The following is a 22,096-nucleotide window of genomic DNA, read 5'->3' as shown; positions in this document are numbered from 1 at the left end:
TCAGATACGCTTCTCCAGCCGGAACAGCAGCTTGTATTCGGCTGGATAGCTCAACGCATCGAGAATGCTCGGATAATATTTCCGATCCTTGGTGGCACGCACAAAACCATCATAGCCGAAACGCCTGACCGAAACATCGAAGCCGGCCGCCGTGAAGGCTTCGATATAATCCTGTGGCGAACGATCCTGCATGGGCGCGTTGCTGTTGTTGCCGATCAGCTCGAGCCACTTCGGCCAAAGCGGCATTTCATTGTGGCACCCGGTCACCGCGTAATAGACGCCCCCATTGCGCATGGCCTGGAACATTCCCTCGGCATGCTCTCGCAACTGCGGCAGCAGATAGATCACCTCATAGCTGAAAGCCACGTCGAAGCTGTCGGCAAAGGGCGCCAGGTCGGTCGTGACATGAAACTGGAGCGGCATGTTGCCTGCGGCTTCGACAGCGGCAGCCACCGATTCCGAAGCGATATCGATGCCGACACCGCGTCGGAACGGCCGCATGGCGTAAAGCAGCCGTAGAAAGCCGCCACGGTTGCAGCCGAAATCCAGGACGGTCTTCGAGGAGAAATCCCGCTCCGGCACCGTCTCAATGAAGTGACGCCAATAAGGGCTATGCGATTCTGCCATGGCGGCGTCGCCCTGCGGTTCCTTGTGCCATGTCGCGTAAGTCGTTGCTGCGCTTGTCATCATGCTCTCGCTGTTGGAGTGAACTGAACCCTTTATAACTCCACCTCATGACAGTCACATAAATTCGTCCGGACGACTGGACTAATAATGATAATCTTTCGCGCGTGATCAGTTAGCTCCTATTGCAGGCAGTCTACCATCCATTGCACGCCGAACCGGTCCGTCAGCTTGCCGTAGTAGCTGCCCCAAGGCTGAACGGCGAGTGGCGTCGTCACCGCGCCGCCCTCAGCCAATCGAGCAAAAATCCTCTCGGTGCTCTCTCGGTCATCCATTATGAGCATATGAGCGGAACCTCTCATCGGCTCGGCATCGTGATTGTCGGAAGCGAAGAACGAGACGCCTGGCCCCTCAAAGCGAGCGTGCATAACCCTGTCCCGCATCGCTTCGTTGGCAAGCGGCACCCCATCAGCACCATGACGAACCAACAGCGTCACTTCGCCGAGCCCGCAGACTGTATAGAAGGCAAGCGCTTCCTCGCAATGCGTCGTGAAAAACAGATAATTGGCGAGTTGCATCTCCTGCCTCCCTTGTTGTCGGACGAGCGGCCCACGCAGCCGCCCGGTATCAATGCCAATTATCTCATCTCACGCGCGATGAGCTTCAACCTCAGGCGCTGCGGCGCTCGCAATAGCGCCAACCAGATCGGCATTGCTGTAGCTTTGTCCCGCAATGCCCCAAGCACCCTCAGGCGCATAGACGATGTTCGACCAGATATGCTCACGCTTGATCCGCCCTTCGGCCGCCTGCTCGACGACATCAGTCGCCCTTGCAATGAAAGCGCGCTTGGCTTCGGTGGTCGCAAGCGCGATTTCGGGCAACTTGAGTTCGATGAAGGCTGCAGCGACGGGCTTTCCGGCTGCCAGCACATGTGCGGCCGGAAGCACATTGATCGAGCCGATGACATTGGCCGTCATAAATTCATTCCCGGTCAGGCCGGCAACATCGAGGACTGCACCCGTAAGTCCGGCAAAAGCTTTTGCCTGCGCTTCGGATGAAAGCAGTCCTTCGGACACGGTAAGTGTAATGGGCATGGGGTATCTCCTTGTTGGACCTATGACGGCAATTGATATATACCGATCACTCTTTAACGATACATACCGATCGCTCTCTATGCAAGCAATAAAGAGAGATCGCTCTCTATGGAGATAGCAATGCGCTACAGCGCCGAACATAAGGAAGAGACCCGGACGCGGGTAGTCGCTGCTGCAGGGCAAGTCTTTCGCAGGGAAGGCTACGGCGGCGCAGGCATTGATGCACTGACGAAAGCGGCCGGCGTTACCAACGGCGCCTTCTACGGACACTTCAAGTCCAAGAGCGAAGCGTTTCGCACCGCCGTCGTGGAAGGATTGGAAGAGCTGCGCCAAGCGATCCTAACGCTCAGGCAAAACCAGTCGAAAGACTGGTTGAAGGCGCTCGCCAGCTTTTACCTCGGCTACAAGCGGACTTGCGATCTCGGTGACAGCTGCACACTGCCAAGCCTTTCCCCCGATGTCATGCGTGCCGATGAGGAAACGCGCCGCGCCTATACGGTGGAATTGAAAAAACTCATCGCCGATGTCGCCGCCGGCCTGCCGGGGAGCACAAGCTCTGGTGAAACGACGGCAGAGGATCGTGCCATCGTTCTTCTCGCTACGCTGAGCGGTGGTCTGACGCTTGCCCGCGCCGTCTCCGACCCCGCCCTTTCCGTCCACATAGCCGAAGTCATTGAGCGGGCTGCTCTGACAGCGGGCGATCCTCCGCGGCCGCAAAGCGAATGACGATGCAACTCAAGCGGACGAGATGCAGCCGAGACGGAGCCTATTGCCTCCTCTCGGTGGGGCCATTCACGCCCGGATCGCCTTGTCGTTCACATCGAAACGATGCATCTGGTTCGCATCCGGCGTCGCATAAACCATTTCGTCCGGCTCGTATTTGTGTTCACCGAAGAGACGCGCCGTGAGAAGACCGGTGGTCTCCGACTCCAGATAGATGATGGTGTCCGCGCCGAGATGCTCGACGTGGATGACTTTGGCGGCCCATGCACCCCGATCGCGTGATAGCGTGATATGCTCGGGGCGGATGCCGACGGTCTTGGCGCCGCTTTCGCCGAGGCGCTCGGCCTCGATGAAATTCATCTGCGGCGAGCCGATGAAGCCGGCAACGAAAGTATTGGCCGGGCGGTTATAAAGCTCCATCGGCGAGCCAATCTGCTCGATCGCACCGGCATTGAGCACGACGATCTTATCGGCAAGCGTCATCGCTTCGACCTGATCGTGGGTCACGTAGATCATCGTTGCCTGCAGGCTGCGATGCAGCCGGGCGATTTCGAGGCGCGTCTGCACACGCAGCGCCGCATCGAGATTCGACAGCGGCTCGTCGAAGAGGAAAAGCTCCGGTTCGCGCACGATGGCGCGGCCGATGGCGACGCGCTGGCGCTGGCCACCGGAAAGCTCCGATGGCCGGCGGGCGAGATAGGGCGCAAGTGAGAGCATGCCAGAGGCCTTTTCGACGCGGCTGTCGATCTCGGCCTTCGGCGTGCCGGCCTGCTTGAGGCCCAGGCCCATATTGTCCTTGACGGTCAGATGCGGATAGAGCGCATAGGACTGGAAGACCATCGAGATGCCACGCTTGGCGGGCGGCGTCACAGTCACATCCTGGCCGTTGATCAGCACGGCACCGGAGGTCACGTCTTCGAGACCTGCGATGCTGCGCAGCAAGGTCGACTTGCCGCAGCCGGAAGGACCGACGAAGATGACGAACTCACCATCCTTCACCTCGAGGTCGATGCCCTTCAGCACGTCATGCGTACCATAGGCCTTGCGGATGGATTTCAGTTGAAGCGATCCCACAGTCTTTTGTCCTTATAGATAAACGGGCTTGCCGGTGCGCACGCTCTCATCGGCGGCGAGGCATATGCGCAGAGATTGAACGGCATCAGTCATATGACGATTGAGGTCGAGATCCTCGCGGATGGCCTTCAGCATGAAGGCCTGCTCGAAGTTGCACAGTTCCTGGTGACCCGGTTCGCCGTCCATATGCAAGTCCTGATCCGGCCGGATGAACTGGCCGTCGGGTCCCGTTTCAGCGCTATGCAGCCGGATGACGGATGTCTTCGTATGCATGTCGATATCGTCGGACTTGGCGTTCTGATCCATGGCGATCGAAACCGAGCCGTTCGGCGACATGACATCCTTCACGAAGAAGGCCGTCTCCGAGATCATGGGACCCCAGGCGGCCTCGTACCAGCCGACGGAACCGTCTTCGAAGATCACCTGCAGATGGCCGTAATTATACATGTCCGGCTTGATCTCCTGCGTCAGCCGCAGGCCCATGCCGCGCACCTCGACGGGCTTGGCATCGGTGATCTGACACATGACGTCGACATAATGCACGCCGCAATCGACGATCGGCGACGTCATCTGCATCAGCGCCTTGTGCGTCGCCCAGGTCGGACCGCTCGATTGCTGATTGAGATTCATGCGGAAGACATAGGGGCCGCCGAGCTTGCGCGCTTCGGCAATCAACCGCATCCACGAGGGATGATGGCGCAGGATATAGCCGATCGTCAGCTTCTTGCCGGCTTTCTTTGCCGCCGCGACCACACGCTCGGCATCTTCGACCGTCGTGGCCAGCGGCTTCTCGACGAAGACGTGGCAGCCGGCTTCGAAGGCCATGACGGCGAAATCGGCATGGCTGTCGGAATAGGTATTGATAGAGCAGAGGTCCGGCTTCAGCTCCTTCAACGCCGTCTCGAAATCCGGATGGACCGTATATCCCCGCAACTCCTCGGGCAGCTCCCGCTTGGAGCGGTTGACGAGGCCGACGATCTCGAAGCCCGGATTGTTGTGATAGGCCAGCGCATGGCTGCGGCCCATATTGCCAAGGCCGGCAACGAGAACGCGGATCGGCTTTTCAGATAGGCTCACTTGACTGCTCCGGAGGTAATGCCGCGAATGAGTTGACGCGAAAAGATGACGTATAGGATGAGGATCGGCAGGATAGCGAGCGTCAGCGCCGCCAGCACCGCATTCCAGTTGGTGACGAACTGGCCGATGAAGATTTGCGATCCGAGCGTCACCGTCTTTGTCGCCTCGCTCGGCGCCAGGATCAACGGGAACCAAAGATCGTTCCAGATCGGGATCATGGTGAAGACGGCAACCGTCGCCATCGCCGGGCGAACCAGCGGCAGGACGAGGCGGAAGAAGATCGCATATTCGCTGAGGCCGTCGATGCGGCCGGCATTCTTCAGGTCGTCAGAAACCGTCCGCATGAACTCGGACAGGATGAAGATCGCGAGAGGCAGACCCTGTGCCGTATAGACAAGGATCAGCGCCGTCAGCGTGTTGACGAGGCCGGCGGCCACCATGCCCTGCAGGATCGCAACGGTGCCGAGGCGGATCGGGATCATGATGCCGATCGCCAGATAAAGGCCCATGACCGTATTGCCACGGAAGCGGTACTCCGACAGCGCGAAGGCGGCCATCGCGCCGAACAGCAGCGTCAGGATGATCGAGACGATCGTGACAATAAAGCTGTTCTGGAAATAGGTGAGGAAGTCCCCCTGCTTCAGAACGGTGTCATAGCCGATCATGCTGAAGGAGGATGGCGTCGGGACGCTCAAGGGCGCGCGAAAAATCGAGGCGCGATCCTTGAACGAATTGATGACGGTCAGGAACACCGGAAAGATGGCTACGAGCGTATAGGCGATGAGCGCCAGATGCACGAGGCCGGTGCGAAGGGTGGAAGTGCGTGCCTTGGACATGGGTCGCGCTCCTCAGAACTGGTAGCGACGGATGCGCCGCTGTACGATGAAAAGATAGAAGGAAACGCCGGCCAGGATGATGAGGAACATCACCGTCGCGATCGTCGCGCCCATCGAGCGGTCACCGAGCTGCAGCTGGAAGCCGAAGAAAACGCGATAAAGCAGCGTACCCAGGATATCGGTCGAGCCATCCGGCCCCGCCAGGGCGCCTTGTACGGTATAAACCAGGTCGAACGCATTGAAATTGCCGACAAAGGTGAGGATCGAGATGATGCCGATCGCCGGCAACACCAGCGGCAGCTTGATCTTCCAGAACTGGCTCCAGCCGGTGACGCCGTCGCATTCGGCCGCCTCGATAACCTCTTCGGGAATATTCAGCAGCGCGGCATAGATCAGCATCATCGGAATGCCGACATATTGCCAGACCGAAATAAGAGCCACGGTAATCAGGGCAGTGCTCGGCCTGCCGAGCCAAGGCGCGAAAAATGACTTCAGGCCGATCACATTCAGCAGCTCGGGCGCTACGCCCCAAAGCGGCGAAAGGATCAGTTTCCAAATAAAGCCGACGACGACGAAAGACAGCAGCGTCGGCAGAAAGATGGCCGTGCGATAGAAGGCGACGAAGCGCAGCTTCGGTAGCGACAGGAGTGCCGCCAGCGCAATACCGATCGGATTCTGCACGCACATATGAATGGCGAAGAAGATCAGGTTGTTGCGCAGCGCACTCCAGAAATCATGCGACCAGCGATCGTCGCCGAACAGGACCTTGAAATTGTTCAGGCCGACGAAGACGGATTGATTGTCGACGACATTGTAAAGCGACAGCCGCAAGGTCTCGATCAGCGGCAGGATCATGACCGCCGTATAGACGACAAAGGCCGGGAAAAGGAAAACGAGGATGTGCCAGCGCTTGGAGCGCCTGATCGGCGTTACGTCAAGGGCGTCTGATGTCGCGGCGTCGCTCATGGCTTTCTGCCTGTTTTTCTTGGCTGCCTGATGAGACGGCAGTGCAAAGGTTCAAATCCGCCCGTTGCCCCGGCTCTCTGGCCGGATGGAAGCGACATCAGGCGTGTCGAATGTAACGGCGAAATAATCGCCAATTACTCAAGATAATGAAAAGGGCGAGGCGCCTGAAAGGCCCCTCGCCCACATCATGCGATGCTTACTTGCCTGGTTTGTACCAGCTGTCGAGGCCCTTTTGGAGCTTCTCGGCAGCCTGTTCCGGAGTGTCCGTGCCGTTGATCACGTTTGCAGATTCGGTCCAGGTCTCATTTTCCAGGTTCGGCGTGCCGCGCGACAGGATCTGATAGGTGGAACGAACCGTCGACTTGTGATTGTCACGCCAGGAAACGAATTCCTGGGCGAGCGCATCGCTCATCTTCACCGGATGCGAGTTCAGGCTGAAGAAGCCCGGCAGCGAGTTGGCATAGATGGTTGCAAACTCGTCGGAAGCGACCCAGTCGAGGAACTTCTTGGCTTCTTCCTGGTGCTTGCTCTTCGTATTCAGGCCGACACCGATATCCGGATGGTCGGAGATGTAGGCGGTGTCGCCAGCCTTTGCGACCGGCGGCGGGAAGGCGCCCATCTTGAATTGCGCCTGGGTGTTGAAGAGAGCAATTTCCCAGGAGCCGGCCGGATAGATCGCAGCCTTGCCGAGCGTGAAGAGGTTCTGGCTGTCGGCATAGCCCTGCGCTTCGAAGCCGTCGCCGAGATAGGGCTTCCACTTGGCCAGTTCCTTGTAGGGATCGACCCACGGAGCATCCGTCAGCTTTTCCTTGCCCGCGATCAGGGCCTTGCGGCCTTCCTCACCCTTCCAGTAGTTCGGGCCGATGTTCTGGTAGCCCATGGTAGCGGCCTCCCAGAGGTCCTTCGTGCCCATCGCCATCGGAATGTAGGTGCGATCAGCCTTGATCTTGTCGAGAACGGCGAAGAACTCGTCACGCGTCGTCGGTACCTTCAGGCCGAGCTTGTCGAAAGCGTCCTTGTTGTAGATGAACCCGTGGATGACCGAAGCCATCGGCACGCAGAAGGTCGACTTGCCATCATCGGTCGACCAGGCAGCCTTGGCAACAGCCGAGAAGTTTTCCATGCCCTTCAGCTTGGTCAGATCGACAAGATGCTTCTTGTTGAAGAGGTCAAGCGAGGCGTCGAACGGACGGCAGGTGATGATATCGCCCGCGGAACCGGCATCGAGCTTGGCGTTCAGCGATGCGTTGTATTCGGTTGGAGCCGTCGGCGAGAAGACAATCTTGATCCCCGGGTTCTTCGCCTCGAAAGCCGGGATGATCTTTTCCTGCCAGATCTGCAGGTCGTCGTTACGCCAGCTTTCAACCGTCAGCGTCACATCGGCCGCATGCGCCAGGCTGACAGAAGTCAGCAGGCTCGATGCGAGAAGCAAGCCTTTCAGAACATTGGTTTTCATTTCCCTCTCCTGTTTTCCGCGCCATAGCAAGGCGCTGTTCTCGATCTGAAAATCCGCTGGCCTGTCCGAGGAGACGGTCAGCGCTCCATAGGGACCGCCAATATTGCCGACCCCTCCATGCAAAAGGCTTCAGAGGCTTTGCGCCTGATCAGCCCAATCAATTGCCGTCGCCGCCACTAGACGGAGACACAGCAAGAACCACGCGGGAAAATTATGACGAACGTCAAAACGGGATCCTCCTGATCCCTAACGGCCTGGCGCAACGACGAGATGCGCGCCCTTCCGCCTCACTTACCGGCTGTTGTTTTTCTGCCGGCTTTGCCGATGTCCGTTCGCACTGTTCCCTTGGACCGAATTAAGTCCAAAAAAATACCAATTGTCCAGCCGAATTTGACTTTCGGATACAAAAAGATTGGAGCTCATTAATTTAACAAGGCAATTCAATGGGATAAAAACAATCAAAAATGCCTGCCTTGCCTATTGGTAAATGGTATTTTTTTGGTATTGTATGGAAAAACGGGGAACAGGCGGCATCCGGAGGCGTGATGGGGCAGTTTGCAATTGGTATCGATGGCGGTGGCACGAGTTGCAGGGCGGCTGTCATAGACGCTGCGGGAAAGGTGCTCGGCACCGGCAAAGCCGGCGCGGCGAACATCCTCTCCGATCTGGAAAACTCGCTGATACATATCGTCGCCTCGGCAAAGCAGGCCTTGATCGATGCGAACCTCGCCCCTGAACTGCTGCGGGAATTGCCTGCCATTATCGGAACCGCCGGGGCCAATGTCGGCAATTATGGTAAGCAGGTCGAAGGCGCCCTGCCCTTTGCGAGCACGCGTGTTGTCACCGATGCAACCATTGCCCTTCAAGGCGCGCTTGGCGACGCCGATGGCGTTATCGGCGCCTTTGGCACCGGCTCTGTCTACAATGCCCGCCGCGGCGGCAAAAGCTGGGGCATCGGCGGCTGGGGGTTTGTCGTCGGCGATCAGGCAAGCGGCGCACGCCTTGGTCGCGATCTGCTCGAAAAAGCGCTTCTGGCTCATGACCGGGTGACACCCGGCTCAGCGCTGACGGCATCGATCATGGCGGAATACGGCAATGATCCCGAACGGATCGTCGAATTTGCGCACGCCTCCAAGCCCAAGGATTTTGCCCGCTATGCGCCTGTTATCTTCGAATATGCCGGCATGGAGGATGCAGTCGCCATCGACATCGTGAGAACTGCAGCGAAATCGATAACCGAAAGCCTGGATGCGCTGCTTTGGCCGGAATGCCCTTCGATCTGCCTTCTCGGCGGCGTCGCTCAGGCTTATCGTCCCTGGCTCGACGAACGTCACAAGGCGATTCTCGCCGAACCCAAGGGCGATGTCTTGCGCGGCGCCGTGGAACTGGCAGCAAAACTGCTGCGGGGCGGAGAGGAAAACAGGGCATGACCGAAGATTTGAGTGCAATCTTCTCGCCGGAGCGCCTTTCCGTGGGCGGCACAGGCCCGCTCTACGTCAAGCTGCGCCGCACGCTTGAGGAGGCAGTGAAGGTCGGGAGGCTGAAGCATGGGGATGCACTGCCGCCGGAACGTGACATTGCCGAATTTGCTGCGGTCAGCCGCGTCACTGTCCGCAAGGCAATCGACGACCTCGTCGCCGAAGGCGTACTCGTCCGCCGCCACGGCTCGGGCACATTCGTCGCAAAACCCGTTTCAAAGGTGGAGCAGCGGCTGTCGCAGCTGACATCCTTTACCGAGGACATGGCGCGGCGCGGGATGACAGCTCGCTCCGAATGGCTGCATAAGGGCATCCACACGCCCTCCCCGGATGAGATGATGATCCTCGGCCTTGCCGCCGACACGAAGGTATCGCGGCTGAGCCGTCTCCGCATTGCCGACGACCAGCCACTGGCGATCGAGCATGCCAGCGTCTCCGGCGAATTCCTGCCGGATCCGTCTGTCGTGACCACATCGCTCTACGCAGAGCTGGAAAAGCGTCAGGTGCGCCCTGTTCGCGCGGTGCAGCGCATATCCGCGACCAACATGAAGGAGGCCGATGCGGGCTTGCTCGGCGTTCCCGTCGGCGCTGCCGGCCTTTCGATCGAGCGCATCTCCTATCTCGGTTCCGGCCGCGCAGTGGAATTCACCCGGTCGCTCTATCGCGGCGACGCCTATGATTTCGTCGCGGAACTGACGATTGGCGCAAATTAGCTTACGTCTGCAAGACCGTAAAAATCCCAGAATCAAAAAAAGCGCCACCCCAACCGAATGGCTGAGGTGGCGCTTTTATATAGAATCAAATTCTAAGCTAAACTCGGCAAGTCTTTGACATGACTCGCGGTCAGGCTGCGTCGTCGACCGCGGCCTCGCGCTTCTCCGGCACATAATTGAGAACCGGACCCAACCAGCGCTCCACCTCGCCCACGGGCATGCCCTTGCGGGCAGCGTAGTCCTCGACCTGATCGCGCTCGATCTTGGCGACACCGAAATAGTAGGAAGACGGGTGAGCGATATAAATGCCCGAAACGGAAGAACCCGGCCACATCGCATAGCTTTCCGTGAGCTTTACGCCCGTTGCCGCTTCGGCGTCCAGCAGGCGGAAAAGTGTATCCTTCTCGGTATGGTCGGGCTGCGCCGGATAGCCCGGTGCTGGACGGATGCCCGCATAGGCTTCTTGAACGAGCTCCTCGCTCGTAAAATTCTCATCCGCGGCATAGCCCCAGAACTCTCGACGCACCCGCTCATGCATCCGCTCGGCGAACGCTTCGGCAAAGCGGTCGGCCAGTGCCTTGACGAGGATCGACGAATAATCGTCATTGGCGCGCTCGAAGCGTTCGGCAATGGCCACCTCCTCGATACCGGCCGTAACAACGAAACCGCCGACGTAATCGCCGACACCACTGGAAACCGGCGCCACAAAATCCGACAACGCGACATTCGGACGACCGTCCCGCTTCGACAGCTGCTGCCGCAGCGTATAGAAGGTTGCAAGCTCCTCGTTGCGGCTTTCGTCGGTGAACAGCCTGATATCGTCGCCGACCGCGCCCGCCGGCCAGAAACCGATGACGGCGCGTGGGCGGAACCAGTTTTCCGCGATGATCTTTTCCAGCATCGCCTGCGCATCGCTGTAAAGCTGGCGTGCGGCCTCGCCTTGCTTCTCGTCTTCGAGAATTGCCGGAAAACGTCCCTTGAGCTCCCAGGTCTGGAAGAATGGGGTCCAGTCGATATATTTCGCCAATTCGGCAAGATCGTAGCTCTCGAACACCTTGGTTCCGAAGAACTGCGGTCTGACCGGCTTGTAATCAGACCACTCCACCTTCTCGGCATTCTCGCGCGCCCTTGCGATCGACAGGCGCACCTTCTCCGCCTCGCTGCGCGCGTGGGCGGCCGCGACCTTGGAATACTCAGCCCGAACGGTATCGATATAGCCCTGCCGCGCATCCTGCGATAGCAGAGCGGATACGACGCCAACGGCACGGCTCGCATCCGTAACATAGACGGTTTGCCCCCGGTGATAACCGGGATGGATCTTCACCGCGGTGTGGACGCGGCTCGTCGTAGCGCCACCGATCAACAACGGTATATCGAAGCCCTGCCGCTCCATCTCGGAAGCGACATGCACCATTTCGTCCAGAGACGGCGTGATGAGCCCCGACAGGCCGATAATATCGACCTTCTCTGCGATCGCAGTTTCGAGAATCTTCGTCGCCGGCACCATGACGCCAAGATCGATGATCTCATAATTGTTGCAGGCGAGCACGACCCCGACGATATTCTTGCCGATGTCGTGGACATCACCCTTGACGGTCGCCATCAGCACCTTCCCAGCCGACTTCCTCTCTCCGTCGCCGCCATTGGCGAGCTTCTCGGCCTCCATGTAGGGAAGCAGCACGGCAACTGCTTGCTTCATCACACGGGCGGACTTCACCACCTGCGGCAGGAACATCTTGCCCGAACCGAAGAGATCGCCAACGACATTCATGCCGGCCATCAGCGGGCCTTCGATGACATGCAACGGCCGTTCAGCAGCCTGGCGCGCTTCCTCTGTATCGGCCTCGATATATTCGGTAATGCCGTTGACCAATGCATGTTCGAGCCGCTTCTCCACCGGCCATTCGCGCCAGGAAAGATCCTGTGCCTTGGCCTCCTTACTGCCGGAACCGCGGAAGCGTTCGGCAATCTCAAGCAGACGCTCTGTGCTGTCCGGACGGCGGTTGAGCACGACGTCCTCGCAGGCTTCCCGCAGTTCCGGATCGATATTGTCATAGACGGCAAGCTGCCCGGCATTGACGATGCCCATGTCCATACCCGCTTGAATGGCGTGATAGAGGAACACGGCATGCATCGCCTCGCGAACGGGTTCGTTGCCGCGGAACGAGAAGGACAGGTTTGAGACACCGCCGGAAATATGAACGAGCGGCATCGTCTGGCGGATCGTCCTCGTCGCTTCGATGAAGTCGACACCGTAGTTGTTGTGCTCTTCGATACCCGTCGCAACGGCGAAGATATTCGGATCGAAGATGATGTCTTCCGGCGACAGGCCCGCCACTTCCGTCAACAGTTTATAGGCACGCGAGCAGATCTCGACCTTGCGCTCGTAGCTATCAGCTTGACCTGTCTCATCGAAGGCCATGACGACGACCGCTGCGCCGTACATGCGCATCAATCGAGCCTGCTTGAGAAAATTCTCCTCGCCTTCCTTCAGCGAAATGGAGTTGACGATCGGCTTGCCTTGAACGCATTTCAGGCCGGCCTCGATAATCGAGAACTTCGAACTGTCGATCATGACCGGAACGCGGGCAATATCCGGTTCGGCGGCGATGAGGTTGAGAAACTCTACCATCGCCTTTTCAGAATCGATCAGGCCCTCGTCCATGTTGATGTCAATGACCTGCGCACCATTCTCGACCTGGTCGCGAGCAACGGCAAGCGCCGCCGTATAATCGGCATTGGTGATCAGCTTGCGGAATTTCGCCGAACCGGTGACATTCGTGCGCTCGCCGACGTTGACGAACGGGATGTCCTTGGTCAACTCGAACGGCTCGAGACCGGAGAGCGACATGAACGGCCGATGTTCGGTAAGCTGGCGCGGCGGATATTTCGAAACCGCCTGAGCGATCGCCGCAATATGCTCGGGCGTGGAGCCACAGCAGCCACCAACGATATTGACCAGACCTTCGCGGGCGAATTCCTCGACCTGAGCGGCCATCATCTCGGGCGTCTCGTCATACTGACCGAATTCGTTCGGCAATCCGGCATTAGGATAGGCGCAAATGAAGGTGTCCGCGGCTGCGGAAAGCTCCTGCAGATGCGGCCGCATGGCATTGGCTCCAAGCGCACAATTGAGACCGATCGTGAAGGGGCTGGCGTGGCGCACGGAATTCCAGAAGGCCGACGGCGTTTGACCGGACAGCGTGCGCCCGGAAAGATCGGTGATGGTGCCTGAAATCATGACGGGCAAACGGATGCCCTTGGCCTCGAAACGCTCTTCGCAGGCAAAGATCGCCGCTTTTGCGTTCAGCGTATCGAAAATCGTCTCGATCAGAATGATATCGGCACCACCATCGATCAGGCCATCGATCTGCTCGCCATAGGCAAGACGCAAATCATCAAAGGTAACCGCACGATAGCCAGGATTGTTGACATCGGGAGAGATGGAGGCGGTCCGATTGGTCGGACCGATGGCGCCCGCAACGAAGCGGCGCTTGCCATCCTCACGCTCGGCGCGGATCGCCGCTCGGCGCACAATTTCCGCGCCCTCCTTGTTGAGGTCGTAGACTGCACCTTCCATCTGGTAGTCCGCCTGCGCGATGCTGGTGGATGAGAAGGTGTTGGTCTCCAGAATATCGGCGCCCGCCTTGGCGTAGCGATAATGTATCTCTTCAATCGCACCGGGCTGGGTCAAAATGAGAAGGTCGTTGTTGCCCTTCTGGTGGCAGGCACAGCCGACGAAACGATGACCGCGAAACTGATCTTCGTCAAAGCCAAGGCTTTGAATCTGTGTGCCCATGGCGCCATCAAGCACGAGGATTCGCTCGCTCGCAGCCTTTCGCAAGGCCTCAAACACCTCGCTGCCGTCGCGCTTCGCCGTTCCCGAACCAAAAAGATTGTCAAACATAAGCGAACTCCTCTGGCCTGATTGCGACTTCACAATCAGATCACATAAAGATATCTTTATGTCAACATATCTATGCTTTTAACCACTTGATAGCAAGAACGATGCGTCCATCCTTCCGGCCGTTTCAGGAAAATAACCGCACCATGGGTTAATTGCCGATCCGACCATGGACAACGCAGTGCCGACGACACAGTTTCGTCCATAACGCCATGACAGCGCTTTCGGGCGGCGCTATACGGCGTCGGGAAAAGAATCCATGGAGGACGGCATGAACATACAGGTTGAACCCGCAGCGCTCGGAAACTGGAGCACGCGCGCCTACCATCGGCGTTGGCTGCTTGATCAAGCGGACGCGCTTTTCGATTTCTTCCAATACCGCGCCGTCAATCCCAAAGGCGGCTTCTACGACATGGACGATGCCGGCAAGCCGTTGGATAAGGCAAATCCCGTGCGCGGCATTCATTCGACCGCCCGCATGGTGCACTGCTTCTCGATCGGGTCGTTGCTCGGTCGTCCCGGCGCAAACGAAATTGTCGACCACGGCATGAACTATCTATGGAATCATCATCGCGACACGGAGCATGGTGGCTACTTTTGGTTGCTGAACAATGACGGCCCCGTCGATTCCAGCAAGCAGGGCTACGGCCACGCTTTTGTGCTGCTTGCTGCCTCATCCGCAAAGACGATCGGCCATCCACTGGCCGATGGCATGTTGGCAGATGTCACGGAAATTCTGAATACTAAGTTCTGGGAAGCGAAGCACGGAGCGATTGCCGAGGAATTCAATCGAGATTGGTCGTTGATCGACGGAGGCACCTATCGCGGCCAGAACTCCAACATGCACCTGACGGAAGCCCTGATGGCCGCATTCGAAGCGACCGGCGACAAGACATATCTCGAAAAAGCAGAAAGCATTGCCGATCTCGTCATTCGCCGTTCGGCTGGATCCGTCGGCTGGCGCGTTGCCGAACACTTCAACGCCGATTGGGTGCTCGACAAGAATTACCGCGGCAACGAGATGTTCCGTCCATCGGGAACGACGCCGGGGCATTGGCTGGAATGGGCGCGTCTCATCCTGCAACTCTGGGCGCTTGGGGAAAAGCGTCATGACTGGATGCCGGAAGCAGCCAAGGGTCTCTTCTCCCAATCCATGTCACTCGGCTGGGACAATAAGAAGAATGGATTCTTCTATACGCTCGACTGGGAAGATGTTCCGGCAAAGCGCAACAAGCTTTGGTGGCCTGCATGCGAGGGTGCCGGTGCGGCTCACTATCTGAATGAACACGTCCCGAGCGATTTCCACGAAGAAAGCTACCGCAAGATCTGGAGCGTAATCGGCCAGGCCTTTATCGATCGTGCCAATGGCGGCTGGCATGAGGAACTGACGGAAGATCTCGTTCCTGCTCACACGCTGTTCCCGGGCAAGGGCGACATCTATCACGCCCTGCAGGCGTGCCTTATCCCCCTCTTCCCGGCAACGGGAAGCTTGACCAAAGTCATCGCCGAGGCTGGCGGCAAGATCTGAAATCGGCGGCGGCGCCCGATCGACGTGCGCCGCCTCGCCGCTCTATGCGAGGCTGAGATTGTGAAGCTCGTGGCCGAGAGTGAGAGCCAAGGCTTCGACAACGAGATTATGGTCTTCCCGCTGCGGCAGCCCAGAAACGGTGACGGCGCCGATGCAGCCCGTGCCGTTGACGAAGATCGGAAAGCTGCCACCAGACGCGGCATATTCGGTGCTGGAAAGCCCGTTGTCTTCGATCGTTTTGCCCTGCTGCTGCAGCCGCAACGTGCTGGCGTAGCTGCTTCGGAAGTAACGCAGCACCATGTTGCGCTTCCGACGGATCCAGTTGGAATTGTCGGGCGTCGAACCGGGCAAAGCTATGTAGAAAACCGGCATGGAATGAAGCGTGATATCAATAGCAACACCCATGTTGCGCTCGCTGGCGAGGTCACGCAACAGCTTGCCGAGCACCCAAGCGGTCGAAAGGTCAAAAGCATCGAAACGCAGCGTTTCCTCTTGCAATTCGATTCGAGCAAGGTCCTGGTCGATCGTCATGGAAAACCTTCTTTAAAAATAGATCGGCCTATCAAACGCGCAGAGAATGATTTGTCCACCTATCTCTTCGGTATTTCGAAGCCAAGCTGCCACTTCTGACCGATTGAGAAGTCATATTCATCCGGCTCGAATGCCTCGAAACCTCCGCCTGGATAGAAGGTCAGCTCCCCAACGCGGACCCACTCTGCCGACGCATAGAGATCGACACGAACGAAGTCGATATCGCGAGCGACCGTTTCAGCGACGTGAATCATCTCCTCGAGCCGCGACGGGCGGGCTACTTCGCCTGGATAGAGACCGAGATAATCCCGGTCATAGAACGGCAGCTTCTGCCAGTCGGGAGTGTAGTTGCACGAATAGCCTCGACCATTTTCGCGCATGTCGATCTCGATATGCGAGACCTTCCCGCCAAATGTGAAGAACCGGTAGTCCCACGGAACTCGCCCATCGATGAGCAGCATGCTTTCAATAAGAATGCGAGGCTTTAATTGGCTGTAAGCCCACTCTCTGTTGTAACGGGAATGATTGATTGCCAGCCACTCGCCGGACGGATCGTTCTTAAGGAGACGATCGACGTCGGCTTCACCGTAGAGAAATCGCCCCACACCGCTCGCATGGGTTGGCTTCACAACTGCCGGCAATGAAATCCCTGACCAATCCACGGAGGCTAGATCGTTCCCAACCCAAAGCGTCGGGATAACATATTGGCTGCCAACCCTTTCTCCAATCAACCCTTTCGCATCGGCCTTGTCTACGAGGCGCGGAAAGAGAGGGTTGCGATCGTATAATTTGCGCGCCTGTACCTTCTCAGTAAAGGTTTGAGGGGATGACAAATTAGGGAATTTGCCGCGAATGGCGCGATACTTAAGCGCACAATAGGTCTTATCGGGCAAAGGCGACATGAGCCGCCAGAGAAGGTTATGCGCGCGCTCGCGCAATCCCTTCTGCAGATATCCCGGGATGAGAAATCCATCTTGATCGGCGGCTCGATCTATCATGGTGACGGTCTCGAATTTCAACTAGAAAGCAAGTGAAAACTATCAGCCGCCCTTTAACACAAGGTTATGCGTAAGCCTTCAAGATAGATAGCCATGAGCGCGTTCGTACCCAATCTCCTAAAAAGCTCGTTGATTAGCTTGGCGGCGACGCTCATCTCGCTTGCCGCGGGCTTTGCGAGCAGCATCATCGCAGCCCGCCTGCTCGGTCCTGCGGGGTCTGGCAACGTCGCCTACGCATTATGGATTGCAACGTCAGCTGCAGCATTGGCCGACATGGGCCTGCCTCAGACCCTGCTGCGCAATGCGGGCGGTCACGCGGACGATGGTGATGCATGGAAGGCGTTGGTCGTCACTGCGCTCCGCAGTTTCCTTATATCGGTCAGCATGGTCAGTATAGGGATTCTTCTCTTTGCCGCGATCACCTATGCTTATCGCGATGCATGGCATGCGTGCTTCTGGCTGGTCACCGGGCTCCTCTTTCTTAGTTATGCGTTCTACGCATTTTCCACAGCCGTGGCACGCGGAAGAAACCGGTTCGGGCAGACCGCCCGCACTACCCTGCTCGGTGGGGCTATGCAGGTCCCACTTGTATTCATCGGAGCCTGGTTGCTAGGCCCGACGGGAGCTTTAATCGGCTATATCGCCCGCTACCTACCGCAAGCCTTGAAATTGCGCGACTATGTCCACCCCACCGCAAGACACTCGCGGAAAAATCTATCGCCGGAACTGTTGCGCTATGGCCGGTACATCTGGTTCAGCGATCTCATCGAGATCCTCATCCTCTCCCGCATTGAATTCCTTTTTCTCGGCATCTTTCTTTCTCCCACCAGTATCGGCTACTTCGCTGCCGGACTCGGTCTGGCCGGTCTCATCGAACAGATCATGCTCCAGATATCGCCGGCATTAATCGTCAACTTCACCGAAGCTCACGCAAGAAGCGATCCGCAGTCTCTCAATGCAGCTTACAGGCGCGTCATCCGCATAGTCGCCCTGGTCATGCTGCCGATCAGCATGGGTGGCGCAGCCATCATGCCTGAGCTTTTGCCGACGATCTTCGGCGATGTTTTCGAGCCCGCCGTGCCGGCTGCAACCACACTGCTAGCCTTCGTATGGCTTGCCGGCATGTCCGTGGTCCCCTGGGGTATCATCAGTGCAGCTGGACGAAGCGCCATTGTGCTACGCGTGCAGATTACAAGCGCTGTAGCAACGATACTCTTGCTAATCGCTTTCGTGCCATCCCTCGGCCTGGAAGGCGCGGCTCTAGCTCGCGCGATGACCGTGACATTGACGTTTGTGTTGCTTTGCTGGATGGCCCGGAAATATGTCGGCGTCACAGTCCCTTTGACTGCGTTGGCGAAAACGGTTCTTGCGGCAGCTCTCTGTGCGGGTGCAGCAAGCCTCGGCATTTACAGTCTCGATGGGCTACCGGCACTTTTAAGCGCCATTCCCGCTGGAGCAATTACCTATCTGTTGGCTATTCGTTTCTTACGCTTGATTACGACCGAAGACGTACAAATTCTGATGACGACGGCTGGTGGAAGATTGCCGAGCGTATCACGTCTTTTCGCTGGCAGATTGCTAAGCTTCCTTGTACCCGGCTGAGCGATTATTGGGCTTCGTATGCGGCAGCCAGAGTTTGCCGCGCAACCTCGTCCCAGGTCATTATTCCATCGCGGAAAGCCGCCGAACGCTGCATCGCCAGCGCTGCGTCGATCTTTTCTCGCCAGGCGACCTCGCCATCCAATCGATAGGCAATCCCGTTGGTGCGGGTAAAGGGTACGAGGTCAGGTAACAGGATCGGCAGACCACAATAGCTGTATTGGGCGAGTTTCAGGCTCGATTCCGCGAGATAGACCTCATCCGCGGTCAAGCGATAGGGAGCAATACCGAAATCAGCATGTTGCACGTAAGGGATGATGCTCTCAAAGTCCCTTTCGCCGTAGATGGTGACATTCGGTCGGGCCCAGCCATTCCATGTGGCACCAAAAACATGAAAATTCACATCCGGCGCGGCAGCAGCCATCGCGGCGACGGAAGTTTGGTCAAAAAGCATATTGCCGATGGAAATTGCATTGCGGCTACCGGGGGTATAGGGGGATGGCAGTTCGCGATCGAACAGAGTCGCATCAACGCCTTGCGGGATAGTACGCACACGCCCGCCAGGGGGGAGCATGGCACCCAGCCGCTGTGAAGGAACGCAAATCGCATCAAAGTGGGCGATCTGCCGAACTTCGATATCCTGTAGCGCCGAGGCAGCCCCGATGGTTCTCAGTAGATCGCGACAAAAATACAAAATCCGCGCCCTTGGATTTATTTTCTTGACCTTGGACAAGAAAGCCAGAGCGGAACCGCTCTCAATCAGCACTAGATCTGCGTCGGCTATAGCACGGCGCGCAAAGGGAGGGAAAAAGCTGCCATAGAGCCAAAATAGCGCGGGGCTAACTGCATTGATAAAACGGTTACCGGAACTGAAAGCATGTAGTGGAGGGAGACATGCGCCGGCTCTCAAATTAGCAGCGATGGTCTGAAACCGGTTTGCCTGATCTTGGGACAAAGCACGAAAGCGCCGGCGATCCTTAAGCAAAGTGAGCCAGCTGTGGCCGATAGTGAGAAAATGGACTTCATGCCCCTGCTCGGCCCAGCGGGATGCAATGAAGTGAATTGACGCCTTGCGGTAGCCGCGCAAAAACGCATGCGACGTCAAGATCACGATTTTTCGTCGTAGCTGCGCCTCTCGGCTGCCCAGCTCTAGTTCACCATTTGCCAAAGGCGGTCCCCAACAGCGACCCTCAGCCGGTTTATGTCATGACCGACATTCAAACATCGATGAGGTCGCAGCGACGAACAGTCATGTCCGGGGCATTGATAGCCGCAACCAAAGCCCAATTCCGCGGGATATGAACCGCAAGCGCCTAACATGCGGTTAAAGTTGTATCATCAATCATCACATTCATAGGCTGCAGCTCGCCTGGAATTGATCAGAATTGAACAGTGGGTCATCAACCCGGCCTTTTAAAGTAACACGGCTCTCGCTTGCCTGTGGGAAGCGAACAGGTCATTGATAAAGCTTTACGAATGTCTCGCCACAGGAATAGCCCAGCATGAATGCAAAGTACGCACTGCCCGCCATACTGGCCTGCACCTGCGCCGCAACACCGGTTCTGGCCGATAGCCCCTCACAAATGGTGCTGCGTGATGGTTTCGACGGCACAGATTTCGCCCCCTCTGGCCATCTTTATTATCGCGACAACTTCGAGCAAAGGGCCGGAACGATCGAATTTCAATCGGAAGTCAAGCATTCTGGAACCGGCGCATTGAAATTGAGCGTCAGACCATTCTGCCCGCCGGGTAAGGCGAACTGCAGCGAGAGAGCCGAAATATGGGAGCGCACAAAGTATCGCGTTCCATACGACCAGGGGGTTTGGTACGGTTTTGCCGTAAAATTCGCCGATCCCGTACCCTCAGGCGACCATCGCTACCTTATCGCGCAATGGAAGCGAGAAATCGGGCCGAACGCCAAAGGGGATTTCAGCCCCTTCCTCGCACTGCGGCTCAATAATGGCAAACTCTTCGCAACCGTTGAAACCAACTACGTTGCTCCCATCAAGAAACACAAGCCCGAAAGCAACGGCAAAGCCTGCAGCGATGACGAAGCGCCGGTCTGGTTCCGTCCCGACACCAATCAAATGCGCGCATTGGTGGCCACCGACGACAACTGGGGCGTATCCGACGGACAAGAATTTACAGGCTGCACAGATGCCATAAAAGTAATAAATCGTGGAAACAAGCTACCAGCGCCGACATCAGGCTGGATCGATTTTGCCATTTACAGCAAACCCGGCCCCGATGGTTCTGGCCATATTGAGATATTCGCTAACAACAAATGGATCGTTACAGTTACAGGTCACATAGGACATGCCGATCACGGATTAGGAAAGAATCAATACTTCAAATTCGGCCCTTATCGCGCCGCCGATACAACAGTATGGACGCTTTACTATGATGATTTTCGCCGCTCACCCCACTGCGCCGATGTATTATCGGATCCCAGCCTTTGCCCTATCAAGTGACAAGGTTGCCAAGGATGCGTGCCTCTAGATCAATTGAGCGACCCACATCCCGAGCGTGCGCTTTTTTTGAGAAATGGCCGAACTTTTTCCTTTCTCGATAGTTATCTTCCTTCGTGAAGGAGGTGACCGAAATGCTTACTACCCATCGCGATTGCAAACAGCATGTGAAGAGGAATGCAATACCCTCACTAGGTGAAATTGAAGGGCGAGTTGCGGTCCTGGAAATTGTCGCCCAGTCTGCGCTGACACATGTGTTCGACGAAGGTGAAGTCGATATCGATGCGGCCTTGCTGGCCCAGATCCGCAGAGCGATGCATCGCAAATGCAAGGACTTGAAACTTGACGGCGACGATACGGCATCGGCACTTTTATACGCCGAGGAATTGATTGAGGCCGCGGTTAAGGCGTCGCACCCAATCCATCAATGATGCCTTCTCGGCCAAGGCTGGTTTTGTCCCTCTTAGTGGCGCTGGCGATTACGCTCGGCGTCCTCTTGTTTGTTGCACCCACGATACAGCGGTGAAGATTGTCCCTCCCGTTGCGCCGCTCGGCGGACATCAAAATCGGCAATAATGTGCCCGAGAATAGACCTGTGTCACGTTAAGACACACGCAGCCTGTCCCATATCAGGCTGCCGTTAACGTCGCGCGATGAACTCGTTTGCAAATTTCCAAAACCCAAGCAGTGTTCGCTTCACTCACCCGATGCCAAGCTCCAGCAATGAATGGTGTAGCGAATGTCTATGATGGTCAATGCGCCGCTTTACCCCGATGACATCGATGTTCTCGCAGGCGCACTTTTTGCATGGTGTGCCGAACGCAGTATTAAATTACAAAGTCAGGAAGGTCTGTCGGCAGCCAATCTGGCCATAGATCTCTATAATGCCGGCTATCAAACACAAGATCAGTTGCTTGGCGCATTGCATGACTACGATTTTCATTGATGCCTCGCCCGGACATCCAGCTTTGCATCTAAAACCTGAGCACGATTTCTTTAGGGAACGTATCGAAAAATGCGGCGGTAG

General features: G+C 57.2%; 20 protein-coding genes. 8 read left to right on the top strand and 12 right to left on the bottom strand.

Features of this window, described 5'->3' with window-relative positions:
• The 3 genes from GDN47_RS04045 to GDN47_RS04035 all read right to left on the bottom strand — a co-directional run bounded on the left by GDN47_RS04045 (window position 1) and on the right by GDN47_RS04035 (window position 1,718).
• On the bottom strand, window positions 1-687 hold the full coding sequence (locus tag GDN47_RS04045) for a class I SAM-dependent methyltransferase (RefSeq protein WP_113351936.1): 687 nt from the start codon (window positions 685-687) through the stop codon (window positions 1-3).
• A 119-nt stretch (window positions 688-806) separates the two neighbouring features.
• Window positions 807-1,202, bottom strand: a complete 396-nt coding sequence (locus GDN47_RS04040; protein ID WP_113351935.1) for a VOC family protein — start codon at window positions 1,200-1,202, stop codon at window positions 807-809.
• Between the two features lie 69 nt (window positions 1,203-1,271).
• On the bottom strand, window positions 1,272-1,718 hold the full coding sequence (locus GDN47_RS04035) for a tautomerase family protein (protein ID WP_113332869.1): 447 nt from the start codon (window positions 1,716-1,718) through the stop codon (window positions 1,272-1,274).
• Between the two features lie 120 nt (window positions 1,719-1,838).
• On the opposite strand from GDN47_RS04035, the gene GDN47_RS04030 reads away from it, so the two are divergent.
• Complete coding sequence (locus tag GDN47_RS04030; protein WP_113351934.1) at window positions 1,839-2,444, top strand: TetR/AcrR family transcriptional regulator; 606 nt, start codon at window positions 1,839-1,841, stop codon at window positions 2,442-2,444.
• Between the two features lie 66 nt (window positions 2,445-2,510).
• On the opposite strand, the gene GDN47_RS04025 is transcribed toward GDN47_RS04030, so the two are convergent.
• The 5 genes from GDN47_RS04025 to GDN47_RS04005 form a co-directional block, all read right to left on the bottom strand.
• Window positions 2,511-3,515, bottom strand: a complete 1,005-nt coding sequence (locus GDN47_RS04025; protein WP_113351933.1) for an ABC transporter ATP-binding protein — start codon at window positions 3,513-3,515, stop codon at window positions 2,511-2,513.
• Between the two features lie 12 nt (window positions 3,516-3,527).
• Window positions 3,528-4,592, bottom strand: a complete 1,065-nt coding sequence (locus tag GDN47_RS04020) for a Gfo/Idh/MocA family protein (RefSeq protein WP_113351932.1) — start codon at window positions 4,590-4,592, stop codon at window positions 3,528-3,530.
• Window positions 4,589-5,428: a carbohydrate ABC transporter permease gene (locus tag GDN47_RS04015; protein ID WP_113332865.1), complete on the bottom strand. Its 840-nt coding sequence runs from the start codon at window positions 5,426-5,428 to the stop codon at window positions 4,589-4,591. The genes GDN47_RS04020 and GDN47_RS04015 overlap by 4 nt, the downstream gene beginning before the upstream one ends.
• Window positions 5,429-5,440: 12 nt before the next feature.
• A complete protein-coding gene (locus GDN47_RS04010; protein ID WP_113351931.1) occupies window positions 5,441-6,394 on the bottom strand; it encodes a carbohydrate ABC transporter permease in 954 nt (317 codons plus the stop codon).
• Window positions 6,395-6,590: 196 nt separating this feature from the next.
• Window positions 6,591-7,850, bottom strand: coding sequence for an ABC transporter substrate-binding protein (locus GDN47_RS04005; protein WP_152092642.1), 1,260 nt, complete (start codon window positions 7,848-7,850; stop codon window positions 6,591-6,593).
• Between the two features lie 545 nt (window positions 7,851-8,395).
• On the opposite strand from GDN47_RS04005, the gene GDN47_RS04000 reads away from it, so the two are divergent.
• Entirely contained in the window at window positions 8,396-9,280 is an 885-nt protein-coding gene (locus GDN47_RS04000; protein WP_113351929.1) for a glucosamine kinase nucleotide-binding domain-containing protein, read from the top strand.
• The gene (locus GDN47_RS03995; protein WP_145632591.1) at window positions 9,277-10,041 is read left to right on the top strand and encodes a GntR family transcriptional regulator; all 765 of its coding nucleotides are present in this window, start codon (window positions 9,277-9,279) and stop codon (window positions 10,039-10,041) included. Before GDN47_RS04000 ends, GDN47_RS03995 begins: the two co-directional genes overlap by 4 nt.
• Before the next feature lie 130 nt (window positions 10,042-10,171).
• Here the strand turns inward: GDN47_RS03995 and metH are convergent, their stop codons facing one another.
• On the bottom strand, window positions 10,172-13,948 hold the full coding sequence (metH, locus tag GDN47_RS03990; RefSeq protein WP_113351927.1) for a methionine synthase: 3,777 nt from the start codon (window positions 13,946-13,948) through the stop codon (window positions 10,172-10,174).
• A gap of 268 nt (window positions 13,949-14,216) precedes the next feature.
• Between metH and GDN47_RS03985 the strand changes: the two genes are divergently transcribed.
• Window positions 14,217-15,473: an AGE family epimerase/isomerase gene (locus tag GDN47_RS03985; protein WP_113352051.1), complete on the top strand. Its 1,257-nt coding sequence runs from the start codon at window positions 14,217-14,219 to the stop codon at window positions 15,471-15,473.
• Between the two features lie 42 nt (window positions 15,474-15,515).
• Here GDN47_RS03985 and GDN47_RS03980 read toward each other — a convergent pair whose 3' ends face one another.
• Window positions 15,516-16,004: a heme-degrading domain-containing protein gene (locus tag GDN47_RS03980; RefSeq protein WP_113332860.1), complete on the bottom strand. Its 489-nt coding sequence runs from the start codon at window positions 16,002-16,004 to the stop codon at window positions 15,516-15,518.
• Between the two features lie 59 nt (window positions 16,005-16,063).
• On the bottom strand, window positions 16,064-17,023 hold the full coding sequence (locus tag GDN47_RS03975) for an ATP-grasp fold amidoligase family protein (RefSeq protein ID WP_233789753.1): 960 nt from the start codon (window positions 17,021-17,023) through the stop codon (window positions 16,064-16,066).
• 72 nt (window positions 17,024-17,095) lie between these two features.
• On the opposite strand from GDN47_RS03975, the gene GDN47_RS03970 reads away from it, so the two are divergent.
• Window positions 17,096-18,604 (top strand): oligosaccharide flippase family protein, encoded by a 1,509-nt coding sequence (locus tag GDN47_RS03970; RefSeq protein WP_113332858.1) that lies wholly within the window; start codon window positions 17,096-17,098, stop codon window positions 18,602-18,604.
• Window positions 18,605-18,608: 4 nt separating this feature from the next.
• Here GDN47_RS03970 and GDN47_RS03965 read toward each other — a convergent pair whose 3' ends face one another.
• Window positions 18,609-19,769 carry a GumK N-terminal domain-containing glycosyltransferase gene (locus GDN47_RS03965; protein WP_186450296.1) on the bottom strand — a complete coding sequence of 387 codons (1,161 nt, stop codon included), beginning with the start codon at window positions 19,767-19,769 and terminating at the stop codon, window positions 18,609-18,611.
• Between the two features lie 334 nt (window positions 19,770-20,103).
• Here GDN47_RS03965 and GDN47_RS03960 point away from each other — a divergent pair, with 334 nt between their 5' ends.
• From GDN47_RS03960 to GDN47_RS03950, 3 genes are all read left to right on the top strand, one after another.
• Complete coding sequence (locus tag GDN47_RS03960; RefSeq protein WP_113351925.1) at window positions 20,104-21,072, top strand: polysaccharide lyase family 20 protein; 969 nt, start codon at window positions 20,104-20,106, stop codon at window positions 21,070-21,072.
• A 131-nt stretch (window positions 21,073-21,203) separates the two neighbouring features.
• The gene (locus GDN47_RS03955) at window positions 21,204-21,500 is read left to right on the top strand and encodes a hypothetical protein (protein ID WP_069612587.1); all 297 of its coding nucleotides are present in this window, start codon (window positions 21,204-21,206) and stop codon (window positions 21,498-21,500) included.
• A 308-nt stretch (window positions 21,501-21,808) separates the two neighbouring features.
• Window positions 21,809-22,015, top strand: coding sequence for a hypothetical protein (locus tag GDN47_RS03950; protein WP_069612588.1), 207 nt, complete (start codon window positions 21,809-21,811; stop codon window positions 22,013-22,015).
• The last annotated feature ends 81 nt before the right edge of the window (window positions 22,016-22,096 follow it).

The organism is Martinezella dioscoreae (genome assembly GCF_009176305.1).
GTDB lineage: Bacteria > Pseudomonadota > Alphaproteobacteria > Rhizobiales > Rhizobiaceae > Rhizobium > Rhizobium dioscoreae.
This window is presented reverse-complemented; position numbering and strand designations above follow the sequence as displayed.

What these genes read in the sequence shown, in the direction of transcription:
- GDN47_RS04045 (WP_113351936.1), bottom strand. Translation starts at nt 687, where the DNA reads ATGACAAGCGCAGCAACGACTTACGCGACATGGCACAAGGAACCGCAG.
- GDN47_RS04040 (WP_113351935.1), bottom strand. Translation starts at nt 1,202, where the DNA reads ATGCAACTCGCCAATTATCTGTTTTTCACGACGCATTGCGAGGAAGCG.
- GDN47_RS04035 (WP_113332869.1), bottom strand. Translation starts at nt 1,718, where the DNA reads ATGCCCATTACACTTACCGTGTCCGAAGGACTGCTTTCATCCGAAGCG.
- GDN47_RS04030 (WP_113351934.1), top strand. Translation starts at nt 1,839, where the DNA reads ATGCGCTACAGCGCCGAACATAAGGAAGAGACCCGGACGCGGGTAGTC.
- GDN47_RS04015 (WP_113332865.1), bottom strand. Translation starts at nt 5,428, where the DNA reads ATGTCCAAGGCACGCACTTCCACCCTTCGCACCGGCCTCGTGCATCTG.
- GDN47_RS04010 (WP_113351931.1), bottom strand. Translation starts at nt 6,394, where the DNA reads ATGAGCGACGCCGCGACATCAGACGCCCTTGACGTAACGCCGATCAGG.
- GDN47_RS04005 (WP_152092642.1), bottom strand. Translation starts at nt 7,850, where the DNA reads ATGAAAACCAATGTTCTGAAAGGCTTGCTTCTCGCATCGAGCCTGCTG.
- GDN47_RS04000 (WP_113351929.1), top strand. Translation starts at nt 8,396, where the DNA reads ATGGGGCAGTTTGCAATTGGTATCGATGGCGGTGGCACGAGTTGCAGG.
- GDN47_RS03995 (WP_145632591.1), top strand. Translation starts at nt 9,277, where the DNA reads ATGACCGAAGATTTGAGTGCAATCTTCTCGCCGGAGCGCCTTTCCGTG.
- metH (WP_113351927.1), bottom strand. Translation starts at nt 13,948, where the DNA reads ATGTTTGACAATCTTTTTGGTTCGGGAACGGCGAAGCGCGACGGCAGC.
- GDN47_RS03985 (WP_113352051.1), top strand. Translation starts at nt 14,217, where the DNA reads ATGAACATACAGGTTGAACCCGCAGCGCTCGGAAACTGGAGCACGCGC.
- GDN47_RS03980 (WP_113332860.1), bottom strand. Translation starts at nt 16,004, where the DNA reads ATGACGATCGACCAGGACCTTGCTCGAATCGAATTGCAAGAGGAAACG.
- GDN47_RS03970 (WP_113332858.1), top strand. Translation starts at nt 17,096, where the DNA reads ATGAGCGCGTTCGTACCCAATCTCCTAAAAAGCTCGTTGATTAGCTTG.
- GDN47_RS03960 (WP_113351925.1), top strand. Translation starts at nt 20,104, where the DNA reads ATGAATGCAAAGTACGCACTGCCCGCCATACTGGCCTGCACCTGCGCC.
- GDN47_RS03955 (WP_069612587.1), top strand. Translation starts at nt 21,204, where the DNA reads ATGCTTACTACCCATCGCGATTGCAAACAGCATGTGAAGAGGAATGCA.
- GDN47_RS03950 (WP_069612588.1), top strand. Translation starts at nt 21,809, where the DNA reads ATGTCTATGATGGTCAATGCGCCGCTTTACCCCGATGACATCGATGTT.